Genomic DNA, 16832 nt, shown 5'->3' with positions numbered 1-16832 from the left:
TTTATGTGTTTATTCTATGCTATAATGGGGATATTCTCATGAAGCAAAGATTGGAAATAAATAGATGGTAATTCCTCGTTTATTTTCTCAAATGGATAAGGGTGAAAAAAATGGAAAAAGGTAAGTTAATTGTTTTAGAAGATCGTGTACCGAAGCTGCAAGAACAGCGAAAGCAAAAAGCAAATAGACGGCTTATTTTGTATTTATCACTCTTTTTCATCCTTATTTTATTTATTGTATATTCTCAATCTTCTCTGAGCAATGTTTCTAACATTGAAGTACAAGGGAATAAACATGTAAGTAATAAGGATATTGTCAAAGCAAGTGGTCTGTCCAAAAAAACCAGCTACTGGAAAGCTGATGCTGATCAAATTCAAGAAAAAGTCGAAAAAAACCCTGAGGTAAAGGAAGCTGTCGTTCACAAAACATTTCCTAATAAGGTCGTAATCGACGTAAAAGAGTACGCAAGAATTGCATATGTAACCTCGGGGAATAAATATTTCCCTGTGAATGAAAATGGAAAAGTTTTAAAAGAAGTAAGCGCTAAGAAAGTGTCATCTGACGCTCCGTTGCTAATTGACTGGAAAGACGGAGACGCTATACAAAGCATGGTTCAAGAATTAGCTAAAACGCCGAAGAGTATAAAAGGGGCTATTTCTGAGATTTACTATGCGCCGACAAAATCAGAACCTCTTCACATCGAGGTATTTATGAATGATACGCGTGAAGTAAGCGGGAAAATTAGCAACTTCTCTGATAAAATTGTTCATTACCCAGCTATTGCAAGTAAATTGAGTGATGATCAAAAAGGTATTATTGATTTAGAAGAAGGATATGCATTTAAACCTTATAAAAAGAGCAAGCAGTAATTATTTTTTATAAGTGTTAATTAAAGAAAATAGATGAGCTGAGACTGGCAAACTAGCCCTTGTACATTGTATAATCACATGCAAGTATTCTGCATACATATGATTTTCTTCTCCGGTGCTGTGAAATGGAAATGTAATATTTGTTCTAGGTAAGTTTCGCTTTTCTCAGTGTACATCTTAGTGTAGACTTGTAGTTAAATAGCTTTTTTCAGTGAATTTTAGGCTTAAATCTAAAAAAAAGTCAAAACCAGAACGTTTTGTTCTTTCAAAGAGATAAAGTCTGTGAAAAACTTGAAAAAAATTGATTTTACAAAAGGGAAACAGATGTATTTGTTGAATATTTTCATATAATAAAAAATTAATATTGTTGTTCTTCTTAATTTATTAAGATGACATGTGCAGAAAGAAAAAGGAGGTGCCAAAGAATGAACAGCAATGAAATATACGTTAGTTTAGACATCGGTACATCCAGTGTGAAAGTGATCATCGGAGAGATGAGTAACGATTCATTGAATATCATTGGTGTAGGGAATGTTAAATCACACGGACTAAAAAAAGGTTCTATCGTTGATATAGATGCAACAGTTCAATCTATTAGAAAAGCAGTAGAACAAGCTGAACGAATGGTAGGCATTACAATTAAAAAGGTTGTAGTGGGCATAAGCGGAAATCATGTATTTTTACAGGATTGTCACGGAGTAGTAGCCGTATCAAGCGAGAATCGTGAAATTACAAACGAAGATATTCATCGAGTAATTGATGCTGCTCAAGTCATGTCTATCCCGCCAGATCGTGAAATCATTGATGTTATTCCAAAGCAATTTATTGTAGATGGCTTAGAAGGTATTAACGATCCTAGAGGTATGATTGGGGTACGTTTAGAAATGGAAGGCACAATCATAACAGGATCTAGAACGGTTTTACATAACTTATTACGCTGTGTAGAAAGAGCTGGTTTAGAAATCAGCGATATTTGTTTACAGCCTCTAGCCGCTGGTTCAATTGCATTATCTCGTGATGAAAAAAACTTAGGTGTCGCACTGGTAGATATCGGTGGAGGTTCAACAACTGTTGCGATCTTTGACCAAGGACATTTGAAAGTAACAAATGTACTAGCTGTTGGCGGAGAGCACATTACCAAGGATTTATCGATTGGCCTTCGCACATCGACTGAAGATGCGGAAAATATTAAGATAAAGCATGGACATGCTTTCTATGATCATGCTTCTGAAGAAGAAGTATTTAGTGTACCGATCATTGGAAGCGATCAGCATCAGCAGTTTAACCAGCTCGAAATCTCTGATATTATTGAAGCTAGATTAGAAGAGATTTTAGATATGATTACGCAAGAGGTGAATCGCCTAGGATACAAAGATATTCCAGGAGGATTTGTTTTAACAGGCGGAGTAGTAGCGATGCCTGGTATTCTTGAGCTAGCTCAAGAAATTTTAAAGAATAACGTGCGCATAGCAGTGCCTGATTATATCGGAGTACGTGAGCCGCATTATACAACAGGTGTAGGATTAATAAAATTTGCATACAAAAATGCTAAAATACAAGGCCGGGAAATTGGAGCGCCAGTTGTGGAAGAAGAGCCGATTGAGCAAGAAATGATCAAACCTAGCCCGAAACCACAGCAGCCGCAACAATCAGCTGAGCAGCCGAAAAAGAAAAATGACCAAAATTTAATGAAGAAGTTTTTTGGATACTTCTTTGATTAACGTTACGGATTGGTAATTTCGAAGAATTAGGAGGAACTATCATGTTGGAGTTTGATACAAGTGTAGACCAATTAGCGACGATTAAAGTAATCGGTGTCGGAGGCGGCGGTAACAACGCGGTTAACCGAATGATTGAACATGGCGTCCAAGGTGTAGAATTTATTGCAGTTAATACAGATGCACAAGCATTAAATTTATCAAAAGCTGAAACAAAAATGCAAATCGGCGCTAAATTAACAAGAGGATTAGGTGCAGGTGCTAATCCAGAAGTTGGAAAAAAAGCAGCTGAAGAAAGTAAGGAACAAATCCAAGAAGCACTAAAAGGTGCAGATATGGTTTTCGTAACAGCTGGTATGGGTGGAGGAACTGGAACTGGTGCAGCTCCAGTCATTGCCCAAATTGCTCGTGAACTAGGAGCACTAACGGTAGGTGTTGTTACTCGTCCGTTTACGTTTGAAGGCCGTAAGCGTTCTACTCAAGCGGCAGGCGGCATTGCGTCAATGAAAGAAGCAGTGGATACGCTGATTGTTATTCCAAATGATCGCTTATTAGAAATCGTTGATAAAAACACGCCAATGCTAGAAGCGTTCCGTGAAGCGGATAACGTATTACGACAAGGTGTGCAAGGTATTTCAGATTTAATCGCAGTTCCTGGATTAATTAACTTAGACTTCGCTGACGTAAAAACAATTATGTCTAACAAAGGATCGGCACTTATGGGTATCGGTATTGCGACTGGTGAAAACCGTGCTGCTGAAGCGGCTAAAAAAGCTATTTCAAGTCCACTTCTTGAAACATCTATCGATGGAGCTCAAGGTGTATTAATGAATATCACAGGCGGTACAAACCTAAGTCTTTACGAAGTACAAGAAGCTGCAGATATCGTTGCTTCGGCTTCTGACCAAGAAGTAAACATGATCTTTGGATCTGTTATTAACGAAAACCTAAAAGACGAGATTGTTGTTACAGTTATTGCAACTGGCTTTAGTGATCAGGATTTATCACAGCCAAAACCAGGCCGTCCTTCATTATCGGCGAATCGTATGCAGCAATCGACACAGCAACCGGCTCCGCAGCCGAAGCGTGAAGTAAAGCGTGAAGAACCTGTACAGCAAGAATATACGCGTCCATCACAGCCACAGTCTGAAGATGCGCTAGATATTCCAACATTCTTACGAAACCGTAATCGTAGACGCTAAGAGAATAAAAAGCCAAGACCTCTGTTTTATACAGAGGTCTTTTTTTATGCGATGAATCTAGAAAACTCGAAAAGAATATAAAAAACATTCGACATGGTCAATATGATGTCTTCAAAGGGTTTGTGTTTTTTTTCTAAAAGTGGTGTGACAAATATCGAATGATTTCCTCAAAAATACTGCTTGTTTCTCGGCATGAACTGACAGACTTTCTAATAGGATGTACTATATACTAATTTTTAACAGAAAAATTCAGAAAGAATGGAGAGGTTATAAACATTGCCAATCTATTTAGATTTAATATGGATGCTGAATTTTGGGTTAGATACGATCTTGCTAATGTTATGTGCAGTTGTACTTAAACGGAATTACAAGTGGTGGCGGCTTTTGCTTGGCGGCTTTATCGGTTCATTGATTGTCCTTCTCATGTTTACGCCTTTTTCTCATCTTATGGTTCACCCTGCTATTAAAATTTTATTCTCTTTTTTTATGGTATTGGTGACGTTTGGTTATAAACGACTGCGCTTTTTCTTTGAGAATTTATTAACGTTTTATTTTGCAACCTTTGTTGTTGGTGGAGGGTTAATGGGCGTTCACTTTTTATTTCAAGATCAGTTCCTTGTTCTTAATCAAATGGTTGATACGAAGTCTCCACAGTTTGGTGATCCTATTAGCTGGATATTTGTTCTTATTGGTTTTCCGCTATTATCTTATTTTTCAAAGGCACGAGTTGATGATTTGCGAATGAAAAATATTACATTTGATCAGCTGGTAGATGTAGAAGTAATTTTAAACGAACAGACGCTGTCGATGAAAGGACTTATTGATAGTGGAAACCAGCTTGTAGATCCGCTGACGAAAACCCCGGTTATGATTGTTACAGCAGATTCTTTAAAAGAAATATTGCCTGAAGGCTTAATGGAATTAAGCAAAAATGTCCAATCCTTTTCACACAGCGAAGATATTGATCAAGAGTGGTATTCAAGAGTCCGCTTTGTCCCTTATCGAAGCGTGGGCCAAGCCAATCAGCTGCTGCTTGCTCTAAAGCCAGATATGGTAAGGCTGGTGCATCAGTCCAACACGATTGAAATCACTAAAGTATTAGTAGGTATTAGTCATACAACGCTTTCAGTGGAGAAGCAATATGAATGTATTGTTCATCCGAAGCTTATTGTTATTGGAGAAGTAAGTTCCGCATCGTAAAAGGTGTGAACAAATAAAGGAGGATATAGAATGGCTACATATCGAATTCGATTTCAATTATGGTGGTACAAATTATTAATTAAACTTAAGCTGAAAACAGATGAAGTGTACTATATAGGAGGAAGTGAAGCTCTTCCACCACCTTTAACAAAAGATGAAGAAGAAGTTCTCTTGAAAAAACTTCCATCAGGGGATGAAGCAGCACGTTCACTGTTGATTGAGCGTAATTTGCGACTTGTTGTTTATATTGCCCGCAAGTTTGAAAATACAGGAATCAATATTGAGGATTTAATTAGCATCGGCACCATCGGTTTAATTAAAGCAGTAAACACGTTTAATCCTGAAAAGAAAATTAAGCTAGCGACGTACGCCTCTCGCTGTATTGAAAATGAAATTTTAATGTATTTGCGCCGCAACAATAAAATTCGATCTGAAGTTTCATTTGATGAGCCGTTAAATATTGATTGGGATGGAAATGAACTGTTATTATCTGACGTGATGGGAACCGAAGAAGATATCATTACAAAAGACCTAGAAGCGAATGTAGATCGAAAACTTTTGTTGAAAGCATTGCATCAATTAAATGACCGTGAAAAGCAAATTATGGAGCTGCGCTTTGGGCTAGCCGGCGGAGAAGAAAAAACGCAAAAAGATGTAGCTGATATGCTAGGCATTTCTCAGTCTTATATTTCAAGGCTTGAAAAACGAATTATTAAACGGCTGCGAAAAGAATTTAATAAAATGGTTTAAGTAAAAAAGCTGATTGCATAAGGGCTGAGAGGCATCTTATGCAATCAGCTTTTTTAGTAGAGAATTGTCAGAATTGTAAAAGTGCATATTTTTTCCTTCGGAGGAGATACTGAATTCAGAACATCATCTCCTGTTAGGAGGGAAAGAGTTGACAAGAAATAAAGTAGAAATTTGTGGAGTAGATACTTCGAAACTTCCTGTATTAAAAAATGAAGAGATGCGAAAGTTGTTTAAACAAATGCAGGCTGGAGATGGAACAGCAAGAGAAAAGCTAGTAAGCGGAAATTTACGTCTCGTACTCAGCGTGATCCAACGTTTTAACAATCGTGGAGAATTTGTTGATGACTTATTTCAGGTTGGGTGTATTGGATTAATGAAATCCATTGACAATTTTGATTTAAGTCAAAACGTGAAGTTTTCTACATATGCTGTCCCAATGATTATAGGGGAAATTCGCCGCTATTTACGTGACAATAATCCAATCCGTGTTTCTCGTTCCCTTCGTGATATTGCTTATAAAGCTCTTCAAGTTCGTGAAAGGCTTATGAGTGAAACATCCAAGGAACCTACAGCTGAGGAAATTTCAAAAGTCCTAGAAGTGCCGCATGAAGAAATTGTGTTTGCTTTAGATGCTATCCAAGATCCGGTTTCTCTATTTGAACCTATTTACAATGATGGGGGAGACCCAATCTATGTCATGGATCAGCTAAGCGATGAACGCAACCGTGATTCAACTTGGATTGAAGAAATTGCTTTGCAAGAAGGTATGAGAAGATTGAACGAGCGAGAAAAACTAATTTTACGAAAGCGCTTCTTTCAAGGTAAAACACAGATGGAAGTTGCTGAAGAAATTGGTATTTCTCAAGCGCAGGTTTCTCGTTTAGAAAAAGCTGCTATTAAACAGATGAATAAAAATATTCAAAGTTAACAAAGGCTATCTAAACTGGCAGCTGCTCGCGTTCATACAATTAATACCATTCACTTTATTTGATGTTCAACTTAATAAGCATCGTGTCTATAAAAACAGACACGGTGCTTATTTTGTGTGTATCAATGTATAACACATGGCCAAAAGATGTTTATATCAGATTTTCTAGTGCTGTGAGGACTTCTAGCTACCGGTTGAGAATGCCCCTTGACGAAAAAATATGTAATTAGTAAACAAAATGCCTATAGAAAGAGAATGGCAGAGAAAAAATAAGCTTTTCCTTCATGAAATGAAAATTTGAAAATATATATAGGCTAAGGAGTGAAGTTGGCTATAGGAGGAGAGAGCATGTTAAAGATTTCAGAATTTCAGCTGAAAGATGTAGTGAATGTAGCTGATGGCAAAAAACTTGGAAATGTAGGGGATATTGATATTGACTTAACAACGGGAAAAATACAGGCCGTCATTATCGGAGGCTCTCGTGTATTAGGCTTCTTTGGAAAAGATGATGAAATTGTGATTCCATGGAAAAATATTGTGAAAATTGGTTCTGATGTCATTTTAGTACGTTATAAAGACGCATTTCAGCCTGAAGAGAATTAGTTTTTTGTCAACAGCACCTAGCAATCTGTGGTACAATATGTGAGAACAAATGAAACAAGGGATGTGTCACATACATGAATCCTGAGCCATTAAAAAAAAGCCATCACGAGTCGTTTATGTGGCTGAGCCCTTGGGTAGAAAAGAATGATATGCTTGTTGCTGGTTTCACCACAAAAAATGGTGGCGTGAGTAAGCCTCCATTTGTTTCTTTTAACCTAGGGCTTCACGTAAACGATAACGTAGAAGATGTTATTACAAATAGAAAAATTTTAGCAGCCGAACTAGACATGTCTTTTGAAAGCTTTGTATGTGCCGAACAAGTACATGAAGCAACTGTTCAAAAAGTAACAAAAGCCGACTGTGCAAAAGGACTCTACAAGTATGAAGAGGGCATAGAAGCAACGGATGGCATTTATACAAATGAATCTGATATTTTGTTAGCTTTATGTTATGCAGATTGTGTTCCGCTGTACTTCTATGCGCCTGATCACCATTTAGTTGGTCTTGCTCATGCTGGGTGGAAGGGAACAGTGAAAGATATTGCAGGAAATATGATTCGACGTTGGGTAGAACAAGAAAATGTTCCGGTTGAAGATATTTACGTGGCGATTGGCCCTTCGATTGAAGATTGCTGTTATGTTGTCGATAACCGCGTCATTACACAAGTAAACGAAGTAGTTGGCCAAAATGGATATCAAGAAGTAAGCCCGGGTCAATACGCGCTTAATTTAAAAAAAGTCAATAAGCTGCTGATTCAAAACGCAGGCGTATTGCCGGAACGAATTTTAACATCGTCGTATTGTACAAGCTGTGAAGATGACCTGTTCTTCTCACATCGCCGCGACCAAGGGAAAACAGGGCGCATGTTTAACTTCATCGGCTTTAAGGAGGAGTAATTACATAGTGACAGCTAGCGTAAGTGAAAATCTAGAAGCAGTTCAACAAACAATTGCTGAAGCGTGTAAAAAAGTCAATCGAACTCGAGAAGATGTAGAGCTGATTGCTGTAACAAAATACGTTTCCACAACACGAGCAGCAGAAGCAGTGGATGCCGGCATTTTACATCTCGGAGAAAACAGGGATGAAGGTCTTCTAGAAAAGTATGAATCAATCGGTGAGAAAGCGACCTGGCATTTTATCGGGAGCTTACAAACAAGAAAAGTAAAAAATGTGATTGATAAAGTTGACTATATTCATTCACTAGACCGATTATCTTTAGCAAAAGAAATTGATAAACGTGCAGGACATCGTATAAAATGTTTTGTACAAGTTAATGTTGCCGAAGAACAATCCAAGCATGGCCTTACTGTAGAAGACGTGATTCCATTCATTCAATCCCTTGAAGCATTTACAAATATCCAAGTGGTTGGATTAATGACCATGGCTCCTCACACAGATGACGAGTTCTTGCTTCGCAGCTGTTTTCAGGGTCTAAAGAAATTGCAGGATCGTATACAAGAACTAAACCTCCCATATGCACCGTGTACAGAGCTGTCAATGGGAATGTCAAACGATTATGCAATTGCAATTGAAGAAGGAGCAACATTCATTCGACTAGGAACCACGTTAGTTGGGAATGAACGTTAAGGAGGTGTAATTCAAGATGAGTATGAAAAATCGCTTTAGAAGTTTTTTTGCTCTTGATGACGATACTGAATATGTAGAAGAACAATACGAACAAGAAGAGTCGGTAGAAGAGCCTGTACAGCAGTCGAGACCAGTGAAAACTAGTCAGCAGCCAAATCAGCAGCAAAACGTGATTAGTTTACAAAGCGTTCAAAAATCATCCAAAATGATGCTTTGCGAACCTCGCGTCTATGCCGAAGCACAAGAAATTACGGATCATTTAAAAAATCGTAAAGTCGTAGTTGTTAATTTACAGCGCATTCAACGAGATCAAGCAGTAAGAATTGTCGACTTTTTAAGTGGTACAGTTTATGCTTTAGGCGGGGACATTCAAAAAATTGGAACCGACATCTTTTTATGTACACCTGATAATGTAGACGTAAGCGGAAGCATTTCAGATATGATGGGAGAACATGATACAACAAACGTAAAGAGGTGGTAGTTTTTGAGTATCGTTTTTGGGATTCTCGCACAATTGATTGGGCTTTACTCATGGGCATTAATTATTTACATTTTGATGTCTTGGGTACCCGATGTAAGAGCATCTAAGTTTGGTCAGCTGCTTGGCAGTATTTGTGAGCCTTACTTAGAGCCTTTTCGTAAAATCATTCCGCCTATTGGGATGATTGATATTTCACCTCTTGTCGCAATCTTTTTATTGCGATTTGCAGAAAGAGGTGTACTGTCACTTAATAATGTGGTGGGGTTTATTTAAAAAAGGAATCGCTGGATTCCTTTTTTACATACCAATAGTAGGAGTAATAATATGTCTGTTTATGAACATTTTAGGCAAGAAGAACATGGGTTTATTGACCAAGTTCTTCAGTGGAAAGAAGATGTCCTACATCAATACAGCCCAAAGCTAACGGACTTTTTAGATCCAAGGGAGCAGCAGATTGTGACGGCTATTGTTGGGACTGAAGAAGAGGTTCAAGTTTCATTTGATGGTGGACAACCGTTTGCTGAACGCAAACGTGCGCTGCTCTATCCGGATTACTATGTGCCTGAAAGCGGAGATTTTCAGTTACATATGTACGAGCTGAATTATCCTAAAAAGTTTGTGACGATTGAACATCCTCAAGTTCTTGGTTCGGCGATGTCCTTAGGGCTGCGTCGTTCAAAATTTGGCGATATTTTGGTAGCGGGAGATAGTATTCAGCTTGTAGCTGCAGAGGAAATCTCTTCTTATATTGAGATGAATTTAACATCAATTGGAAAAGCAAAAGTTTCACTTTCTTCTATTCAAAGAGAGCAGCTTCATGTGGTAAAAGAAGAGCTGATTGAACAAGTTTATACAGTTTCTTCAATGAGGCTTGATGTGTTGCTGTCGACCATTCATAATTTATCAAGACAAAAAGTCCAGCCGTTTATTGCAAACGGAGCGGTGAAAGTAAATTTTAAAGTCATTGAACAGCCTTCTTTTGAATGTCATGAAGGTGATATTTTGTCGCTTCGTGGTCATGGCAGAAGTCGCATCGTTTCACTTGAAGGCAAAACCAAAAAAGAAAAATGGCGAATTGTTGTAGGAAAGCAGAAATAAAGAGATCTACTAGCAGGAAATTTTAAAAATATGTCGAATAAACCATTACTAATGAGTAATGAGACAACACGGAGGTGGCCTAGATGCCTTTAACCCCTTTGGATATTCATAACAAAGAGTTTAATCGCGGGTTTCGCGGATATGATGAAGATGAAGTGAATGAGTTTCTTGACCAAGTAATTAAAGATTATGAGCTGGTAATGCGTGATAAAAAGGAGTTAGAAGGAAGAGTATCTGAATTAACAGATCGTCTTGGACATTTTACTAACATCGAAGAAACGTTAAATAAATCGATTTTAATTGCTCAAGAAGCAGCAGAAGATGTAAAGCGAAACGCTGAAAAAGAAGCGAAGCTCATTATAAAAGAAGCAGAAAAAAATGCGGACCGTATTATTAATGAAGCACTGTCTAAGTCTCGTAAAATTGCGATGGACATTGAGGAGACGAAAAAGCAGTCTAAAGTATTTAGAACTCGTTTCAAAATGTTAATCGAAGCACAGCTTGAAATGTTAAACAGCGACGACTGGGATCAGTTAATGGATTATGAGATGCCAGCGTTAGAAGAAAAAATTGACTAGTCAAGACATCATCTTGACTTCTCACGTTTTGTTGTCATATAATTTGGTAACAGATGAAATTTCATATCCAACAGTACGGAGACAGGGACAGTAGCTTTTTTAGTTTGTCAAAGCGAATCGAGGATGGTGCGAGCTCGATAACAGACAAAAAAGTGAAAATCACCCTAGAGTACCATTGCTGAACTGATGATAGTAAGCAGTGGCGGTTTATTCACGTTACGAATGCAAAGAGGATTTGCATGCAGCAAATCTACTAGGGTGGTACCGCGGGAGGCCTTCTCGTCCCTTTTTTGGGATGAGGAGGTCTTTTTGTTATGGTGCAAAAAGATATGAAAATTACGTTTTTTTTGGAGGGTAAAACATGGAATATAAAGATACATTATTGATGCCAAAAACTGAGTTTCCAATGCGTGGAAATTTACCGAATCGCGAGCCTAAAATGCAAGAACAGTGGGCTGAAATGAATATTTATGAAAAAGTGCAAAAACGTACGGAAGGTCGTCCGCTATTTGTCCTGCATGATGGACCTCCATATGCGAATGGCGATATTCACATGGGACATGCATTAAATAAAATTTTAAAAGATTTTATCGTTCGCTACAAGTCGATGTCAGGCTTCTGCGCACCTTATGTACCAGGCTGGGATACACACGGCTTGCCAATTGAAACAGCTTTAACAAAAAATAAAAAAGTAAACCGCAAAGAAATGACGGTAGCTGAGTTCCGTAAGCTTTGCGAACAGTATGCTTGGGAACAAGTAAACGGCCAGCGTGAGCAGTTCAAGCGTTTAGGCGTACGCGGAGATTGGGATAATCCATATGTAACGCTTCAGCCACAGTACGAAGCGCAGCAAATCAAAGTATTTGGTGACATGGCGAAAAAAGGCTATATCTACAAAGGATTAAAACCTGTGTACTGGTCCCCTTCAAGTGAATCTGCTTTAGCAGAAGCGGAAATTGAATATTATGACAAGCGTTCAGCTTCTATTTACGTAGCGTTTAATGTAAAAGATGGTAAAGGTGTGCTTGAACAAGATGAAAAATTCATCATTTGGACGACAACACCATGGACAATGCCAGCTAACCAAGGGATTGCTGTCAATCCTGAGCTTCAGTACAGCGTAGTTGAAGCAGATGGAGCAAAATATGTAGTGGCAACTGAACTTATTGAAACAGTTGCTAAAGAAATTGAATGGGCTGACTATAAGACACTTCGTACGGTAAAAGGTTCAGAACTTGAGCGCGTGGTAGCTGAACATCCAATCTACAAGCGTGATTCTTTAGTTGTTCTTGGCGATCACGTAACAACTGATGCTGGTACTGGCTGTGTTCATACAGCACCGGGACACGGGGAAGACGACTTTATCGTTGGTCAAAAATACGGTTTGGAAGTTCTTTGTCCAGTTGATAGTAAGGGTCATATGACGAATGAAGCACCAGGGTTTGAAGGATTATTCTATGATAAAGCGAATAAGCCGATTACAGACAAACTAGAAGAAGAAGGCGCGCTGTTAAAATTAAGTTTCATTACCCACTCATACCCACATGACTGGCGTACAAAGAAACCAACAATTTTCCGTGCAACAGCACAGTGGTTTGCGTCTATTAAAGATTTCCGTGAAGATTTATTAAAAGCAGTAGAAAAAACAGAATGGGTGCCTACTTGGGGTGAAACGCGACTTTATAACATGGTGCGTGACCGCGGAGACTGGTGTATTTCTCGTCAACGTGCATGGGGCGTTCCGATTCCGGTATTTTATGCTGAAAATGATGAGCCAATCATTACGGACGAGACAATTGAACACGTATCAAATCTATTTAGAGAACATGGATCAAACGTATGGTTTGAGCGTGAAGCAAAAGACTTGCTTCCAGAAGGCTTTACTCATGAAGGAAGCCCAAATGGCCGTTTCACAAAAGAAACAGACATCATGGACGTATGGTTTGACTCTGGTTCTTCACATCAAGCTGTTCTTGAAGAGCGTGAAGACTTACAGCGTCCGGCTGATTTATACTTAGAAGGTTCTGACCAATACCGCGGCTGGTTTAATTCAAGTCTTTCTACAAGCGTAGCTGTAACAGGTGAAGCACCTTATAAAGGGGTACTTAGCCACGGATTTGCTTTAGATGGTGAAGGTCGCAAAATGAGTAAGTCATTAGGAAACGTTGTAATTCCAGAAAAAGTAATGAAACAACTGGGTGCAGACATTTTACGTCTATGGGTAGCTTCTGTAGATTACCAAGCGGACGTTCGTGTATCTGATAACATCTTAAAACAAGTAGCAGAAGTATATCGTAAAATCCGCAACACGTTCCGTTTCTTACTAGGAAACCTAGCGGACTTTAATCCAACAACTGATGCTGTAGCTGTTGAAGACCTTCGTGAAGTAGACCGCTACATGCTTGTGAAGCTGAACAAATTAGTTGATAAAGTGAAAAAATCTTATGATTCATATGAGTTTTCAAGCATTTATCACGCAGTTCATAATTTCTGCACAATTGATATGAGTTCATTCTACTTAGACTTTGCAAAAGATGTATTGTACATTGAAGCAGAAAATAATGTAGAGCGTCGCAGCATTCAAACGGTCCTTTATGAAACGTTATTATCGTTAACAAAATTAGTGTCTCCAATTCTTTCTCATACAGCAGACGAAGTATGGGTTCACATTCCAAATGTAACGGAAGAAAGCGTGCAGCTAGTTGATATGCCAGGGGTTCAAGAAATTGAAGGAGCAAATCAATTAGTAGAGAAATGGGATGCGTTCATGGAGCTTCGTGATGAAGTATTAAAAGCGCTAGAACAAGCTCGTAATGAAAAAGTAATCGGTAAGTCTTTAGAAGCAAAATTAACGCTGTATCCAACAGCAGATACGAAAGAGCTGTTAGCATCTATTTCTGAAAATGTAGGTCAACTCTTCATCGTTTCAGATCTTGAGGTAGCAGAAGGTGAAGCGCCTGCTGAAGCACAGAAATTTAGCTATGCTTCAATTGTTGTAAGTAAAGCAGAAGGTGAGAAGTGTGAACGCTGCTGGGTTGTATCACCAACAGTCGGCGAAGATCAAGATCACCCGACTTTATGTACACGCTGTGCGGATGTTGTAAAAAATCACTACGTTCAGCAGTAATTAACAAAAACACGTCCTTTTTGGACGTGTTTTTTTGCTGTACGAAATTCCCAAATACAATGGTATAAAGCATTTAAAGCCTTAGGAAAAACTTGTGTTGTAGATTCAATGGAAAACTCGGTAAACCTAACATCATTAATACTTCATCTTATCAGCACAGGAGGCGTTTGCATGTATGAAAATTATCTTTCCATTGGACAGGAATTAGCTCTTATTAAAGAAGAATTACAAGATCGCCTAGTGAGATATGCTACAGAACAATCTGGTTATATAGATGAAAAGGAACGTTACGTAATAGAAATGATTAAAGCGGATTTAAAAGATGTAGAACACGCGTTAGCAAAGCTTGACGTTGGTGCGTTTGGAATTGATGAACTAACTGGCGAAGTGATGTCTATCCATAAATTAAAAGTAATGCCGACGGCCCGCACAAATGAAGATTTATTTGTTTTATGGTGAGAAGCGAGAAAAAAAATGAATTATGTGCTAAAATGCTTTAGTATGGATTCGTTTGATTTTATTGCGGGAGGAAAACGTTTGTGTTTTATTATCTTATCGCTTTAGCTGTTATACTTATTGATCAGGTAACAAAATGGATGATTGTAAAAGAAATGTATTATGGACAAAGCATCACCGTAATTGAAAACTTTCTTTATATTACCTCTCATCGTAACAGAGGAGCCGCGTGGGGGATTTTACAAGGACAGATGTGGTTCTTTTATCTCATTACGGTGGTTGTGGTAGTCGGTTTAATAATTTATATTCAAAAGCTCAAAAAACAAGATAAATGGTTCGGTATTGCGCTAGCATTAATGTTAGGCGGCGCCATTGGAAACTTTATTGATCGAGTGGTCCGTAAAGAAGTAGTTGATTTCGTAAATACATACATCTTTACGTATGATTTTCCGATTTTTAACGTAGCTGATTCGGCACTTGTCGTCGGAGTAATCATCATGTTTATTATGACGCTGTTTGAAGGGAAAATGAAGAAGGAGCATAAAGAATGAATGTAATTGAAACAGTTATAAATGAAGAACAAGCGGGAGAACGTATTGATAAAGTACTTTCAACTGTAAATGCAGAATGGTCACGTTCACAAGTGCAGCAGTGGATTAAAGAAGGTCACGCAAAAGTGAACGATAAAACCGTTAAAGGAAACTATAAATGTAAAACAGGAGACGCTATTATTATCGAAGTGCCGGAACTAGAAGAGCTCGATGTAGTAGCGGAAGAAATGGATTTAGATATTTATTATGAAGATCAAGATGTGCTTGTTGTCAATAAACCTCGCGGCATGGTTGTACATCCAGCTCCAGGTCATCATAGCGGCACGCTTGTAAACGGCTTAATGGCTCACTGTAAAGACTTATCCGGTATTAACGGCGTTATGCGCCCTGGTATCGTTCATCGAATTGATAAAGATACATCAGGTTTACTTATGGTTGCAAAAAATGATTTAGCTCATGAATCACTAGTTAGTCAGCTTGTAGCTAAAACAGTGACGCGTCGCTATAAAGCTATCGTTCACGGAGTAATTGCGCACGATCACGGTACAATTGATGCGCCAATCGGCCGCGATAAGCAAGATCGTCAAAGCATGACGGTCACTGATGAAAACAGTCGTGATGCAGTGACGCATTTTACTGTATTACAGCGTTTTAAAGATTTTTCACTTGTCGAATGTAAGCTAGAAACGGGGCGAACACACCAGATTCGCGTTCATATGAAGTATATTGGCTTTCCGCTTGCTGGGGATCCGAAATACGGACCGAAAAAAACGCTTCCTATTGATGGACAAGCGCTTCATGCAGGTGTATTAGGCTTTATTCACCCTCGTACAAATGAATATATGGAATTTGAAGCACCGGCTCCGAAAGAGTTTAATGAGATGCTAGAGCTTATTGAAAAAAGAAGTTGACAACTGCCATAAGTGATGGCATACTTGTATTAACTTAATAAGAACCTTTAAGAACAGTCCAGAGAGGCTGAGAAGGAAACGGTGCAGAAAAGGCATACTTGTAGCCTTTTTGAAGAAATATGTCTAAAACCAAATCCTCTTGCCTCAAGGCAAGAGGATTTTTTTATGTCAACAACTTGAGGTGAAAAACAGTGAACGTAAAAGCTACCGTACTTGACGAACAGGCTATCCGCCGCGCTTTAACTCGAATTGCACATGAGATTATTGAAAAGAATAAAGGAATCGAAAATTGTGTGCTAGTGGGTATTAAAACGCGAGGTATTTATATCGCAAAACGTTTAGCAGAACGAATTGCACAAATTGAAGGAAACACATTGCCAGTCGGAGAACTAGACATCACGCTTTACCGAGATGATTTATCGAAAGTGACAAGCAATGACGAGCCTCTCGTAAAAGGATCAGATATTCCGACAGATATTGCAAATAAGAACGTCATCTTAGTAGACGATGTGTTATATACAGGCCGTACGGTTCGAGCAGCACTTGATGCACTGATTGATATCGGCCGACCTGAACTCATTCAGCTGGCTGTTTTAGTGGATAGAGGACACCGCGAGCTGCCGATTCGAGCAGACTATGTTGGTAAAAACGTACCGACAGCTAAAAGTGAAAAAATTGCGGTGCATTTAATGGAAGTAGACGAAAAAGACCACGTGTCTATTTACGAAAAATAAATTATATACCCTTTTAAATGGTAGTCCCGTGAGGCTGCA

At 38.6% G+C, this 16832-nt stretch carries 18 protein-coding genes and 1 other annotated feature; all 18 genes read left to right on the top strand.

The genetic code is table 11. The annotated features are described in order from the left end of the window. Window positions 1-110 precede the first annotated feature (110 nt). The 18 genes from M3225_RS03350 (at window position 111) to pyrR (ending at window position 16793) form a co-directional block, all read left to right on the top strand. Window positions 111-869, top strand: a complete 759-nt coding sequence (locus M3225_RS03350) for a cell division protein FtsQ/DivIB (protein WP_251391113.1) — start codon at window positions 111-113, stop codon at window positions 867-869. 425 nt (window positions 870-1294) lie between these two features. Then, window positions 1295-2590: a cell division protein FtsA gene (ftsA, locus tag M3225_RS03345; RefSeq protein ID WP_251391112.1), complete on the top strand. Its 1296-nt coding sequence runs from the start codon at window positions 1295-1297 to the stop codon at window positions 2588-2590. A gap of 41 nt (window positions 2591-2631) precedes the next feature. Next, window positions 2632-3789, top strand: a complete 1158-nt coding sequence (ftsZ, locus tag M3225_RS03340; RefSeq protein ID WP_013058955.1) for a cell division protein FtsZ — start codon at window positions 2632-2634, stop codon at window positions 3787-3789. 276 nt (window positions 3790-4065) lie between these two features. Beyond that, entirely contained in the window at window positions 4066-4989 is a 924-nt protein-coding gene (gene spoIIGA / locus M3225_RS03335; RefSeq protein WP_251391110.1) for a sigma-E processing peptidase SpoIIGA, read from the top strand. Window positions 4990-5019: 30 nt separating this feature from the next. Continuing rightward, window positions 5020-5739: an RNA polymerase sporulation sigma factor SigE gene (sigE, locus tag M3225_RS03330; RefSeq protein ID WP_013058953.1), complete on the top strand. Its 720-nt coding sequence runs from the start codon at window positions 5020-5022 to the stop codon at window positions 5737-5739. Between the two features lie 148 nt (window positions 5740-5887). Beyond that, on the top strand, window positions 5888-6667 hold the full coding sequence (sigG, locus tag M3225_RS03325) for an RNA polymerase sporulation sigma factor SigG (protein ID WP_013058952.1): 780 nt from the start codon (window positions 5888-5890) through the stop codon (window positions 6665-6667). A 348-nt stretch (window positions 6668-7015) separates the two neighbouring features. Continuing rightward, the gene (locus M3225_RS03320) at window positions 7016-7270 is read left to right on the top strand and encodes a YlmC/YmxH family sporulation protein (RefSeq protein ID WP_013058951.1); all 255 of its coding nucleotides are present in this window, start codon (window positions 7016-7018) and stop codon (window positions 7268-7270) included. 74 nt (window positions 7271-7344) lie between these two features. Further along, window positions 7345-8166: a peptidoglycan editing factor PgeF gene (gene pgeF / locus M3225_RS03315; RefSeq protein WP_251391108.1), complete on the top strand. Its 822-nt coding sequence runs from the start codon at window positions 7345-7347 to the stop codon at window positions 8164-8166. A gap of 7 nt (window positions 8167-8173) precedes the next feature. Next, window positions 8174-8857, top strand: coding sequence for a YggS family pyridoxal phosphate-dependent enzyme (locus M3225_RS03310; RefSeq protein WP_251391106.1), 684 nt, complete (start codon window positions 8174-8176; stop codon window positions 8855-8857). A 16-nt stretch (window positions 8858-8873) separates the two neighbouring features. Continuing rightward, a complete protein-coding gene (locus M3225_RS03305; RefSeq protein ID WP_251391105.1) occupies window positions 8874-9338 on the top strand; it encodes a cell division protein SepF in 465 nt (154 codons plus the stop codon). A 3-nt stretch (window positions 9339-9341) separates the two neighbouring features. Further along, window positions 9342-9611 carry a YggT family protein gene (locus tag M3225_RS03300; RefSeq protein WP_251391103.1) on the top strand — a complete coding sequence of 90 codons (270 nt, stop codon included), beginning with the start codon at window positions 9342-9344 and terminating at the stop codon, window positions 9609-9611. 51 nt (window positions 9612-9662) lie between these two features. Next, on the top strand, window positions 9663-10436 hold the full coding sequence (locus tag M3225_RS03295; RefSeq protein ID WP_251391102.1) for a YlmH family RNA-binding protein: 774 nt from the start codon (window positions 9663-9665) through the stop codon (window positions 10434-10436). 83 nt (window positions 10437-10519) lie between these two features. Next, entirely contained in the window at window positions 10520-11014 is a 495-nt protein-coding gene (locus M3225_RS03290; protein ID WP_013058945.1) for a DivIVA domain-containing protein, read from the top strand. A gap of 69 nt (window positions 11015-11083) precedes the next feature. Continuing rightward, window positions 11084-11304 (top strand) — a binding site (T-box leader). 71 nt (window positions 11305-11375) lie between these two features. Further along, the gene (gene ileS / locus M3225_RS03285; protein ID WP_251391100.1) at window positions 11376-14141 is read left to right on the top strand and encodes an isoleucine--tRNA ligase; all 2766 of its coding nucleotides are present in this window, start codon (window positions 11376-11378) and stop codon (window positions 14139-14141) included. A gap of 171 nt (window positions 14142-14312) precedes the next feature. After that, window positions 14313-14600, top strand: a complete 288-nt coding sequence (locus M3225_RS03280) for a conjugal transfer protein TraR (protein ID WP_013058943.1) — start codon at window positions 14313-14315, stop codon at window positions 14598-14600. An 80-nt stretch (window positions 14601-14680) separates the two neighbouring features. Next, the gene (gene lspA, locus M3225_RS03275) at window positions 14681-15148 is read left to right on the top strand and encodes a signal peptidase II (RefSeq protein ID WP_013084844.1); all 468 of its coding nucleotides are present in this window, start codon (window positions 14681-14683) and stop codon (window positions 15146-15148) included. Further along, complete coding sequence (locus M3225_RS03270; RefSeq protein ID WP_013058941.1) at window positions 15145-16059, top strand: RluA family pseudouridine synthase; 915 nt, start codon at window positions 15145-15147, stop codon at window positions 16057-16059. The genes lspA and M3225_RS03270 overlap by 4 nt, the downstream gene beginning before the upstream one ends. 191 nt (window positions 16060-16250) lie before the next feature. Beyond that, window positions 16251-16793: a bifunctional pyr operon transcriptional regulator/uracil phosphoribosyltransferase PyrR gene (gene pyrR, locus M3225_RS03265; RefSeq protein ID WP_013058940.1), complete on the top strand. Its 543-nt coding sequence runs from the start codon at window positions 16251-16253 to the stop codon at window positions 16791-16793. Window positions 16794-16832: the final 39 nt, after the last annotated feature.

The organism is Priestia aryabhattai, from assembly GCF_023715685.1.
Taxonomy (GTDB): Bacteria; Bacillota; Bacilli; order Bacillales; family Bacillaceae_H; genus Priestia; species Priestia aryabhattai_B.
This window is presented reverse-complemented; position numbering and strand designations above follow the sequence as displayed.